Consider the following 11,981-nt stretch of genomic DNA (forward strand, 5'->3'; position numbering starts at 1 on the left):
CCCAGACTGAACGTGCTCTTGAATCCGATCCCCCGGAAGCCGATCGTGTGCAGCGCGCGCTTATTGGAATAGCCGAAGCGGCAGATCGAGGCGAAGTGGGCTTCGATGAAGTCCTCGCCATTGTGCTCGAACACGAAGCGGTCGTTCTCGATCGAAACCCGCGCTTCGCTGGCGCCGGCGTCATCGGCGTTCTGGAGCAGCTCTGACAGGATATGACGGGGGCTCTGCACCTGCTTGAAGAGCTGGTGCCAAGGCCCGGCAAGCTCGGGGTCCGCCTCAAGCTGGTCCCAGCGCTTGATGGCCCGTTCCTGGATCGACCGGAAATAGTCGGGAGGATCGGCGAGGATGGTCTCGATCTGGCGGCCCCCGCTCATAGCGGCACCTCCAGCGTCGAGGGCGTGGCGACCAGTTCGGGTCCGCGCGGCGGGGCCGTCTTGCGCCAGCCGCCCTTGACGGTCTGGATGGCGGAGATCGGCAATCTTTGCGCGGCCGGCAGCTCGTGCAGATCGCAAACGTGCCAGAACACCGCCCAGCGGCCCTGATTGTCGGACGTATATTGGGCTGTCGTCGGCGGGCGATGCGTCATTCCCTTTGAATGTTTGCCGTTTCCGCTTTCCTCGCAGCCGACATACCAACCCAGCCAGGACACCACAAAACTGAGCTTGGCGGCCACGTCCTCGTGCGACGGATAGATCAGGACCGGCACGCGCGCGCCACCGCGCAGTTCATCGACCTTGCGAAACAGCTCCCACTTCCGCGATCCGAAGGCGACGAAACCCGTGGCGCTGGCGATTGCGCGCCCGGATTGAAGGTGCTCCAGCGGCACGGGGGCCAGGATGGAAAAATCCGAAATGCCGGTCATCTCGCCCCCTATGCCGGCTCTTGCGCCCGCTCCAGCAGGCGTCGGAGGTCAAACTGGATCGCGGTTTCGAGGAACGACGGTTCCCGCTCCACCAGAGGGCCGCGCACATATCGCGGCGCATGGGCGGAACCCGCGGCGACCGACACGATGGCGAGAATGAACTTATCCGGCTCGTGCAGCGAGGTGATGACCTCCTGCCGCGTGACCATCACGCTTTCGGCGCCGTCGATCCGCCCCTTGACCTCGATGAAGCGCAGATGCCCCGCCTTCGGATCGTGGGAAGCGATGTCGTAGCCGATCTTCTGGTCGGAGACGTCGGCCGGCTCATTGCCCAGCGCCCGCTCGGCCGCCATGACGGCTTCCATCGCCGCCAGTTCGATCGCCCGGCGCGCATGGGAGTCGGCCGCGAAATGGTCCGAGACGCTTGACGTCTGACGTGATTCCAACAGGCCCCGCGGGATGACGATCATGCCGCCGCGCACGCGCGGCGGCTGCGATGAGATGAACCGTTCCCGTTCAAGCTGGTCCATGCGGCGCTTCTGCCGATCCGCCAGGTCTTCGGCCCGGCGCTGCGCGTTCTGCCAGTTCACGCGCGTCTTCTTGCCGGCGCGCTCCTCCTCCTTCAGCTCGAAGGCGCGCGAGTCCCAGTAGTTGATCTCTTTCTTCAGCCGGGCGCGAACTTCCTGCTCGACCTTTTCGATCTCGGGCAAGCGCCGCGCCTTGACCTCGGCGATATGGCCTTGCGCCAGTTCGACCGTCGCAAACCGGATCGCGGCCTTCTCCAGATCGGTGGTTAGCCAGCTCTCGTCCAGAAGGTCGCGCACGCTGGCGACCTCCTCCGGTTTGGCGGGGCGCAGATTCAAATGCGGTGCGATGCCGGCGTTGGCGGTGTTTCCGGTCTTGTCGATCGCGGCGAACTGGAGGCGCTGCGAAATCACATGCGGCTTGCCGGCGCTGGTGACACGTCCGTCCTGGACCGTGTGCTCCAGCAGGAAAATCGCCGACAGCGCATCACCGGCGTCGGTGTCGTCCACCAGGATCGCGCCCTGCCGCATGATCTGCTCATACTGCTCGCGGATCAGGCTGATCACCGCTTCAAGCAGCGGATGGCCGGGGCAGACGAAGGCGGCGACCGGCTGCTGGTTGATCTTGTCCTTCTCGAAGCAGATCCGCTCATATTGGGTCTGAAGCGGGGCGTCGGTCCCGATCTGGCGATCCCGCTCGCGGATACGCACCGGGACATGGGTGATTTCCCAACGCCCTTCCTCGCGGCGCTTGATCCGGCCGCCCAGATGCTGGAACGCCTCGACGAAGAAGCTCTGGATGTGATGTGGCTGTAGGCGGAGCGCCTCGGCCCGCTCCATTTCGAGCCGCAGTTCCTCGACCTTCGCCTCCGGCATGGTGTCGTTGGTCAGAGCGCGGCGACGCAGCAGCTCGAGCAGATTTGCCTGGTCGACAGCGCCATCCACCTGCTGGAAGAGGCGCGCCTTGACGTCCTCTTGCTCGCCATACTGGATCGCCTCGAACAGCAAATCCTTGAGCGCCACGCCGTCGAACAATTCGCCGAGCACGTCATAGACACGGCCGCCCAGCGCCTCGCGCGCAGCCTCCAGCTTTTCGAGCAACCGCGCGTAAACTTCGCCCTCGCGCGTATCGGCCGCGACGAGATTCCAGAGGTGGCAAACCTCGGTCTGGCCGATGCGGTGGATGCGGCCGAACCGCTGCTCGATCTTGTTCGGATTCCACGGCAGATCGTAGTTGACCATGAGGTGGCCGCGCTGAAGGTTCACACCCTCGCCGGCCGCGTCGTTGGCGATCAGGACCAGCATGTCCTTGTCCTGCATGAAGCGCTCGACGACCTTGCGCCGCTCTTCACGCGAAACGCCGCCGTGGATCACCTCCACGGCCTCGGGATTGCCGAGCCGCGCCCGCACCTTGTCGAGCAGGTAGTGCAACGTGTCCTTGGGCTCGGTGAAAATGATCAGCTTGCGGCGATTGCCGGCCGCGTCGACCATCAGATCGTCGTCGAGGATACGATTGAGCTGGCTCCACTTCGTATCCACGCCCGAGCGCAGCACGCCGAGCGCCATCGTCTCCAGGCCCTTCAGCGTCTCGACTTCCAGGGCGAGCTGCTCGACAGTCTCTGCCGTCGTCGCGCCCGTGGAGATCAGATCCTCAAGCTCGTCGATCTCTTCCTGGCCATATTCCTCGATGTTGCCCAGCATGTCGGCGTTGATCGTCGGTTCGCTCGCGCCGGCCCGTCGGCCCTTGGCGGCAAGGCGTGCTTCGCCCAGCTCGTTCTCCAGCCGCTCGCGGCGGCGCTTGAGGGACTGGTAGATAGCGGCTGGCGATGAGGCGAGACGCCGCTGAAGAATCTGCAAGGCGAAGCCGACATTATTGCGCTTCTTCCCGTCACCTTCGGCGAAGCGCTGCACGCGATTCATCTCGGTGCGAACATATTCGGTGACTGCGGTGTAGAGCGCGGCTTCCCCTTCCGAGAGCTGATACTTGACGGTGCGCGCCCGCCGCTCGGGGAAGAGCGGCCGGCCATCGAACTTGAGCAGTTCCTCCTTGGTCAGCCGCCGCATCATGTCTTCGGTGTCGGCATAGTGGACGCCATCGCGGAACCGGCCCTCGAACCGATCGCCGTCGAGCAAAGCCATGAAGAGCTGGAAATCCTCTTCCTTGCCGTTGTGCGGCGTCGCCGACATCAACAGCAGGTGCCGGCAGACCTGACCGAGCTTCTGGCCGACCTGATAGCGCCGCGTGTATTTGACCTCGCCGCCGAAATAGGTGGCCGACATGCGATGCGCTTCGTCGCAGATAACCAGATCCCATTCGCGCGCGCTCATGAGCTTCTCCTGAAGCTCCTCGTTGCGCGCCAGCACGTCGAGGCGGACGATCAGCCGATCCCGGTCGCTGAACGGATTGCCCGACCGCGAGTTCTCGATCATGTCGCGGGAGAGGATGTCGAACTCGAGATTGAACTTCTGGCCGAGTTCGTCCTGCCATTGCTCGACCAGGCTGCCCGGCGCGACGACGAGGCAGCGTTCGAGATCGCTGCGGGCAATCAGCTCCTTCATCAGCAACCCGGCCATGATCGTCTTGCCGGCGCCGGGATCGTCGGCGAGGAGGAAGCGAAGCGGCTGCCGTGGCAGCATCTCGCCATAGACCGCCGAGATCTGGTGCGGCAGCGGATCGACCAAACTCGTGTGGATCGCCAGATACGGGTCGAAATAGTGCGCCAGCTTGATGCGGTTGGCTTCCGTCACCAGACGCAGCAACGCGCCGTCGGCGTCGAACGACCATGGCCGTCCGCTCTGCTCGACCTCAAGCCGGTGCTCGTCGTCCCGATAAAGAACGGCCTCGGCCACCGTGCCATTGTGATCGCGAAAAACGACGCTGATCGCCTGATCGCCGATCCAGTCCACCGAGATCACATGCACGGCCTGCGCCGAAGCAATGCCCCGCACGGATGCGCCGTTCTTTATTTCCTCAAGCCTTGCCGCCATTAGCCGGCACCCCCCGATTCTCTCATAGCTGAAACTCCGCCTTCTCAAGCGCAGCCTCAGTTTCTTTGCGGTTCATCGTTACGATATGTTGCGTATGGGCGCTCTGTTTCGCGGCGTCACCAAGCAAACCCAGACGCTTCAAAACATAGAAGAGCATCGCGTAACGGACCGAGAGCACACCATTTCCCTGATCCAGCCCATAGTCCTTGGCGACGACCTTCTTCTGGCTCGCCGTAAGTCCCGGATGCGGGCCGATGACGACATCGAAATAGTTATTCCAGAGCCAATCCCGATCACCGGCCTCGCCGGGCTCGCCCTTCGCACCAACGTCGAGGATGCGCGGCAGCAAGAAGTCCTTGAACTTGTGCTCAAGGTGGCAATAGGCCCGCGCGTGCCAGCGGAACCCGTCATAGCCGAAGGCGTGTGGCGTGATCCGCCGCCAAATGGGGTCCGGCCGCACCTTGTTCATCGACTGGTAGAAGACGTCGATCGAGACGCCCTCGCGGCTGGCGTCGAGAATCTTGCGCAGCACCGTGATGTCGATGTCCCGCCTGGGGGTCAGCGCGACATCGGCGCTGGGAAGCGCCGCGATCCACGAATCGCTCGCGGGCACGGCGCCTTCGGCGACCGAACGAAGCTGCGAGAGATAGATGTAAGGGTCCGGCTCGAGGAAGCGCAGAACGAACTTTTCGGCGGCGACATAGCGCTTGGCGCGGGTGTCATACTCCATGTTTCCCGGCGCGCGCTCCTGATAGAGCGTCAAATCCTTGGACGCCTGCGGCACCGACACGCCGAACGCCTCAACGAGGTCGGCCCGGTTGATCGAGCCCTCCCAGAACAGCCGGAACTCGATGAACTCGAGCCGGCGCCCCACCCCCCATTTCAACGCCGTTGCGGCCTCTGCCATTGCTTCCGCCTCGCGCCAGTGAGCATAAAAACTATATGGACAATCCATCATAGTCCGTGTAATTATTATTCCCATTAGAGGCGCCCGTCAATGGTGATCGGCGCACGGACTGGGAGGCAAGGCATGCCGAAACGCGGTTCCAAGGGCGAAGTCACCAGCAAGCGGGCGGCCAGTGCCGCCGCCAAGGTGTTGCGCAACCCCAGCAGCAGCAAGGCCGCGAAGACGGCGGCCGCTTCGGCGCTGACTCAGCGTCCGAACAAAAAGTAGCACCCGAAAGGAGGGCAACCATGGCCGTCGCGAGTCGATCCACTCTGGTCGTTCACGGCCGCCTCGCCATGCGGGAGAGCCGCCTGGCGGCGGGCCGTGACGGTCGCCACGGCCTCCAGATCATGTCCTTCGAGCAGGCCGCCGTCCGGCTGGCGGGCGGCTTCGCCCGCCCTATCGACGACGAAAGCCTGCGCGCGGCCATCCAGGCGGCCTTGCCTGCCACGCCGATGGGGGAGTTGGAGAGCATCAAGGCGCTTCCCGGCATGATCGACGCGGCGGCCGACACGCTCCACAAAGCCTGGCGCGCGGGCATCGATCTTGCCGCATGCGCGGCCGATCATCCGCGTCTCGCCGCCATCGCGCGCCTGGAAGCGGCCGTCCTCGACCAGCTTCCGCCCGGCATGATGCGGCCTCTCGACATCGTCACCGCCGCAACCGCCCGTATCGGTCATGCTCCGGCGGTCCTCGGCCCGTTGGAGATCGTCGGCCTTACCGAACTCTCGCCCTGTTGGCGGCCGCTGCTCCAGGCGCTCACCGCCCATATCCCCGTGCGATGGACGGCCGGCCCGAGGAGCGTTCCCGCATGGCTGGACGGCACCGGCGTCACGGTCGCGCGCGCACCGGCGCATGCGCCGGGAATCAGTGCCGCCAGCGCGGCGACGGCCTATCACGAGGCCATTGAGGCGATGCGCTGGGCGCGCAGCCTGCTCGCCTCGGGCGTCCCGGCTTCGGAGATCGCCATCGCGACCGCCTCGCCCGCCGACTATGACGATCATTTCCTGGCCCTGCGCGCCGACGCCAACATCGACCTTCACTTCGTCCATGGCATCCGCACCGTCGCCACCCGCGAGGGCCAGGCGGCTGCGGCGCTGGCCGACATCGTGGTTCGCGGCCTGTCGCAGTCGCGGCTGCGCCGCCTCGCGGCGCTCTGCCGGGACAGCGGGCCTTTCGAGACCCTGCCCGAAGGCTGGCTGCGGGTGCTGCCAACCGATGCGCCGCTGTCGACGCCGAGCGCCTGGAACCGCCTGCTGGCCCGGCTGACGCCGGAAGACTGGCCCGACGGCACCGACCACGTTGCGGCGCTGCGCACGGCGGTCGAGACCCTTGTGAAAGGATCGGAGGCCGCCAGCGAGATCGGAGAAGCCTTCCTCAAGGGCCGCGCGCTGGCGATCTGGCGCAAGGCTCTGCTCGCCGGCCCCGCCGCCTCGATCGACGCCACGCTGGAAACCCTGAAGCAGGACGACGGACTGGAAGCGTGCGTCTGCGTCGCCTGGATGCCGGCCAGCGCGCTCGCGGCTTCGCCCCGCCGCTTCGTGCGGCTCCTCGGGCTTAATTCCTCGCGCTGGCCGCGCGGGATCGCCGAAGACCGGCTGATCCCGGACCATATCATCCCGACCCCGGTGCTCGACCCGCTGCCGGTCAACCTCGCCGACCGCCGCGACTTCGAGACGATCCTCGCCACGACGGCCGACACCGTCTTTCTGTCGCGCGCCCGGCGCGACAGCGACGGGCGTCTCCTGGGTCGCAGCCCTCTGCTCGCCGGGCGTGGCGACGAAACCTATCTGCGCCGCAACGCGACGCCGGCGCACGCCTTCAGCGAAACAGACCGCCTCATGGCCCGGCCCGAAGAGTTCGCAGCCGATCCGCAAGCGGTCGGTGCGCAGGGCTGCTGGCGCGACTGGCGGCAGGCCGAGATTACTCCCCATGACGGGCTCGTGCGGGCGGATCATCCGCTCGTTCTCGCCATCCTCGGCCGCACCCAGTCGGCCAGCTCGCTGCGCCGCCTGCTGCGCAATCCGCTGAGTTTCGTGTGGGTCTATGCGTTCGGATGGCGTGAACCGCAGAGCAGCACCGAACCGCTCGTGCTCGACGCGCTCGGGATCGGCGATCTCGTTCACTTGGTTCTCGACCGCGCCTTGCGCGACCTCGAAACCGGAGACGGTCTTGCCTCCGCCGGCGCCGAGACCATCGAAGCCGCGGTGGCGCGGGCCGCGCAAGCCGTCGCCGCCGATTGGGAAAGCGAGCGTCCGGTTCCGCCGGCGGTCATCTGGAGCCGCACGCTCGACGACGCCCGCGTGATGGCGGGCGGCGCCTTGTCCTATGGTGATGATGTCCTGCCGGGCGCGCGCTCCTACGGAGAGGTGCCCTTCGGCGGCTTGGAGCCGAAATCCGACGCGGAAACGCCCTGGGATGCGAGCGCGCCGGTCGCGATTCCCGACACGGGCTTCAACATCTCCGGCTATATCGACCGGCTCGACATCTCGGGCGACGGCAAGCGCGCCCTCGTGCGGGACTATAAGACCGGACGGCCGCCGCGCGGCGACATCCGCCTCAATGGCGGGCGAGAGCTTCAGCGCTGTCTCTATGCCTTCGCGGTGAAGGCGCTCCTCGGCGACGATGTCGCCATCAGCGCCTCGCTGCTCTACCCGCGCGAGCCCGTCGATCTCCAGCTCGACGATCCCGAGGCCGTGCTCGAGGAGATCACGGGCTATCTGCGCGCGGCACGGTCGAGTCTTGCCGGAGGCGCGGCCCTGCCTGGCCCGGATACCGGCGGCGACTATGACGACCTCGCTTTCGCCCTGCCGGCCAACGCCAGCGCCACCTATTGCAAACGCAAAATGCCGGCCGCCACGGAGCGGCTTGGCGAAGTCGCTCAGGTCTGGGAGGCGGAATGATGAGCAGCGTGTCCAAGGTGCTGAAGGACGACGGCGCGCGCCGCGATGCGATCAGCCTCCATGATCGCTCAATCCTGGTCGAGGCTGGCGCGGGCTCAGGCAAGACCGCCGTCATGGCCGGCCGCATCGCCGCCATGCTGGCCGAAGGCGTCGCGCCGTGCTCCATCGCCGCCGTCACCTTCACCGAACTCGCCGCGAGCGAGCTGCTATCGCGTGTCCGCGAGTTCGTTGCCGATCTCTCGGCCGGCACGATCGCGACCGAGCTGCGCGTGGCGCTGCCCGATGGGCTGTCCCAGACCCATCGCGAGAATCTCGCCGCCGCCAGCGCTGCGATCGACGAAATCACCTGCTCGACCATCCACGGCTTCTGCCAGCGCCTGATCAAGCCCTATCCGGCGGAAGCCGACATCGATCCCGGCGCCGGCGTCATGGACCGCAACCACGCCGATCTCACCTTCCTTGAGATTGTCGATGGCTGGCTGCGCGAACGCCTGTCCGGCGGCCAGGGCGGCATCCTGGCCGAGATGGTGCTGCACAGCCCCAGCGAGACCGTGGCGCTCATCCATAAGATCGCCGAGAATCTGCGCCGCCGCCCCTCGCTCACGGCCCCACCCGTGTCTCCACTTGGCGGCCACCTCACGGCGTTCCGGCAGGCCACGGCGGATTTCGCGAACTTCATGGATGGCACGGCGGCGGCCGAGCCGGAAACGGTGACGATCGTCGATCGGCTGGCCGAAATGGCGACCGCCGTGGCGAACGGTCCCGATCCCGCGACGCCTGCGGGCCTCGTTCGGCTCCTGACCGCGCGGCCCCACGCGGATCTTTGCACCAAGACCGGCACCTTCGCCTCCTACCGCAAGAAGGGCAAATGGGCCGCCACGGCCAAACAGGCCGGTCTCTCCAAGGCCGATGGCGACCGGCTGAACGACGCCGCCGAGACCCACTACACCGCCTGTTGCGACGCTTGGGTCGCGTTGGCGCAGGCCGTCGCCGGCCATGCCCTGGCCGCGCTGATCGACGAAGCGCGTCCGATCCTGCAACGCTATCGCGACCACAAGCGCGCCAGCGCCCAGCTCGATTTCGACGATCTGATTTTCGCCGCGCGCGACTTGCTGCGCGACCACGATGACGTCCGCCGCGCGCTCGGGCAGCGTTTCGCCCACGTCCTCGTCGACGAGTTTCAGGACACCGATCCCCTGCAAACCGAAATCTTCTGGCGGCTGTGTGGCGAGCCGGTCGATGGCGATGACGACTGGACCCGGTTCCAAATCCGGCCGGGCGCGCTCTTCCTGGTCGGCGACCCGAAGCAGGCGATCTATCGCTTCCGGGGCGCCGACGTCGGCGCCTATGTGCAGGCGCGCGACGCCTTCCGCGCCCAGGACCCCGGCAGCCTTCTGTCGATCTCCACCAACTTCCGCTCCTGCGCCTCGATCCTCACCTTCGTCAACGAGCGCTTCGAGGCCGTGCTCTCGGCCGATGGCCAGCCGGGCTTCACCGCTCTCGACCCGTTCCATGACGATCGGGGCGGCCTTTGCGTGGCGGCTCTCGACATCGCCGTGGCCGACGAAAACGGCAAGGCCAGCGCCGAACAGCAGCGCGATGCCGAAGCCGACGCCATCGCCGAGCTGTGCGCCCGGCTGATCGAAAGCCACCCCATCATCGACCGTCGCAGCGGCGCCGAGCGTCCCTGCCAGCCGGGCGACATCGCCTTGCTGGCGCCAACCGGCGCGGAGCTGTGGCGCTATGAGGAAGCCCTGGAACGCCGCGGCATCCCCGTGGCGACCCAAGCCGGCAAGGGGCTGTTCCGCCGCCAGGAGGTGCAGGATCTGATCGCGCTGACCCGCGTTCTGGCCGACCGCCGCGACACGCTGGCGCTCGGCGCGCTGCTGCGCGGGCCTCTGGTCGGACTCACCGAAGAAGACCTGCTGGACATCATCTGGGGACTTCCGCGCTCGGAGGAACAGCCGGATCGGATTCCGCGTCTGGATCTCAGCATCGATCCCGCCGTTATCGCGCACCCGCTCGCGCGCGACGTCATCGAGCGGCTGCAATCGCTCTCCCGGCGCGGCAACAGCACGACCCCGCACGAGCTGCTCTCGCAGGCCGTGGACGTGTTGCGCGTCCGTCCGCTCCTCCTCGAGCGCCATCGCGGCCAGGCCGAGCGCGCGCTCGCCAATGTCGATCTCTATCTCAGCCTGTCGACCGGCTACGCCGTGCGCGGTTTGCGCGCCTTCGCCGAGGCGATGACAGCGGCGTGGTCCGACGAGGCCCGCGCCGTCGAGGGACGACCCGACGCCCAGGAGGAAGCGGTCGCGCTCTTCACCATGCACGCGGCCAAGGGGCTGGAATGGCCGATCGTCATTCCGGTCAACACCATGACCGGCGTCATGACGCCTGACAGCGCCGTGATCGACCGCCAGACCGAGACCTTCTATTGCCCGGTCCTGGGCGTCGTGCCCGAGGGCTACGAAACCGCGCGCCAGGCGGAAAAGGAGGAGCTGGACCGCGAACGCATCCGGCTCTGGTATGTCGCGGCCACCCGCGCCCGCGAACTCCTCGTCTTGCCCCGGCTCGACGCCACGCCGTCGAAATCGGCCTGGATCGGTCTCGTCGATCTGTCGCTCGCCGACCTGCCCGGCCTGGACGTCTCTCACCTGCCTGCCGGTCTCGCGGCCGCAGGTGCGGGCGCGGGCAACACCCAGGCGCGCGCGAGCTTCGCCGCCGAAGCCGAAGCCATCGCGGCCGCGCAGACGCGGTTGACCTGGCTCGCGCCCAGCCGTGACGAAAACGCTGCCGGGACCGTGCTGCAGGAAGAAGAAGCCGCGCTCTGGACGGGATCGGCCGACGATCAGCCCCCCGAGTTGGAAGCAGCCGTCCTCGTGCAGGGCGGCCGCGAGCGCGGGCTGATCCTCCACAAGCTCATGGAAGAGGTGCTGACCGGCGAAACCCAGGAGGAGGAAGCCGCCCTGACCGAAGGGGCTGGCCACCTCATCCGAGCCCTCGGCCAGTCTCCGGTCGCCGACCCGGCGACGGGGCTGTCGGCGCAGGAACTGGCGGCCTGTGTGGCCCGGACCCTGGCTCTGCCTGACATCGCGGCCCTGCGGCCGAATCTTCTGGCCGAATTTCCCGTCTATTCCGCACAGGCGGCCGATGGCGTGGAAACCGCAACGGCCGGGATCGCCGATGCCCTGACCCTGACGGCCGAGGGCCGCCCCGCCGTCGTCGTGGACTGGAAAAGCGATGTGACGCCGGCGCCGGGAACGCTCGATCACTATCGCGCGCAGGTGCGGGCCTATCTCGACATGACCGGCGCCGAGCGCGGACTGATCGTGCTGATGACCTCCGGCGCCGTCATTCCCGTCCTGCCGACGAAGCCGACCGAGAGCGAGGCGGCCTGAGCCCATGTCGTCTCTTGCCTGGATCGATTTCGATGAAGCCGAGCGGCAGCGCGCGCAGCGCATCATGGCGCTCTTTCAGGAGCGCGAGACCCGCGACGAGCTGGGGCTGGGGGCGATCCGGGATTCCATCGCCGATCATCTCTTTCCGGGCACGAGCACCATCCAGACGCGCCTGCGATACATGCTGTTCATTCCCTGGCTCTATCGGGCGCTGGAAAAGCGCGAAGTCCCCGAGGCGCAACTCCGCGCCGAGGCGCGCGACACCGAGATCCGGCTTGCCGACGCACTGAAAGCCGGCGGTGAATCCAACGGCATCATCGGCCGCGATGCAGGACCACGGCTCCAGCGGCTGCCGAGTTC

Annotated in this window: 8 protein-coding genes; 4 read left to right on the forward strand and 4 right to left on the reverse strand. The window is 66.9% G+C overall.

Annotated features, from left to right (window positions below; all coding sequences use genetic code 11):
- The 4 genes from KAY22_RS18500 to KAY22_RS18515 form a co-directional block, all read right to left on the reverse strand.
- Nucleotides 1-374 (reverse strand): hypothetical protein (locus KAY22_RS18500; RefSeq protein WP_296624765.1); only part of this gene is annotated, 374 nt, incomplete at its 3' end.
- Nucleotides 371-862 carry a hypothetical protein gene (locus tag KAY22_RS18505; RefSeq protein WP_296624766.1) on the reverse strand — a complete coding sequence of 164 codons (492 nt, stop codon included), beginning with the start codon at nucleotides 860-862 and terminating at the stop codon, nucleotides 371-373. The genes KAY22_RS18505 and KAY22_RS18500, both read right to left, overlap by 4 nt.
- An 8-nt stretch (nucleotides 863-870) precedes the next feature.
- Nucleotides 871-4,374 carry a DUF3883 domain-containing protein gene (locus tag KAY22_RS18510; RefSeq protein WP_296624767.1) on the reverse strand — a complete coding sequence of 1,168 codons (3,504 nt, stop codon included), beginning with the start codon at nucleotides 4,372-4,374 and terminating at the stop codon, nucleotides 871-873.
- Between the two features lie 22 nt (nucleotides 4,375-4,396).
- Complete coding sequence (locus KAY22_RS18515) at nucleotides 4,397-5,281, reverse strand: WYL domain-containing protein (protein ID WP_296624768.1); 885 nt, start codon at nucleotides 5,279-5,281, stop codon at nucleotides 4,397-4,399.
- Between the two features lie 123 nt (nucleotides 5,282-5,404).
- Between KAY22_RS18515 and KAY22_RS18520 the strand changes: the two genes are divergently transcribed.
- From KAY22_RS18520 to KAY22_RS18535, 4 genes are all read left to right on the forward strand, one after another.
- Entirely contained in the window at nucleotides 5,405-5,548 is a 144-nt protein-coding gene (locus KAY22_RS18520) for a hypothetical protein (RefSeq protein ID WP_296624769.1), read from the forward strand.
- 20 nt (nucleotides 5,549-5,568) lie between these two features.
- Nucleotides 5,569-8,223, forward strand: coding sequence for a PD-(D/E)XK nuclease family protein (locus KAY22_RS18525; protein WP_296624770.1), 2,655 nt, complete (start codon nucleotides 5,569-5,571; stop codon nucleotides 8,221-8,223).
- Complete coding sequence (locus KAY22_RS18530) at nucleotides 8,220-11,621, forward strand: UvrD-helicase domain-containing protein (protein WP_296624771.1); 3,402 nt, start codon at nucleotides 8,220-8,222, stop codon at nucleotides 11,619-11,621. Before KAY22_RS18525 ends, KAY22_RS18530 begins: the two co-directional genes overlap by 4 nt.
- Nucleotides 11,622-11,625: 4 nt before the next feature.
- The coding region (locus tag KAY22_RS18535; protein WP_296624772.1) for a DUF6361 family protein at nucleotides 11,626-11,981 on the forward strand (356 nt) is incomplete at its 3' end.

The sequence above is a fragment of the Rhizorhabdus sp. genome, assembly GCF_018006725.1.
Lineage (GTDB): Bacteria > Pseudomonadota > Alphaproteobacteria > Sphingomonadales > Sphingomonadaceae > Rhizorhabdus.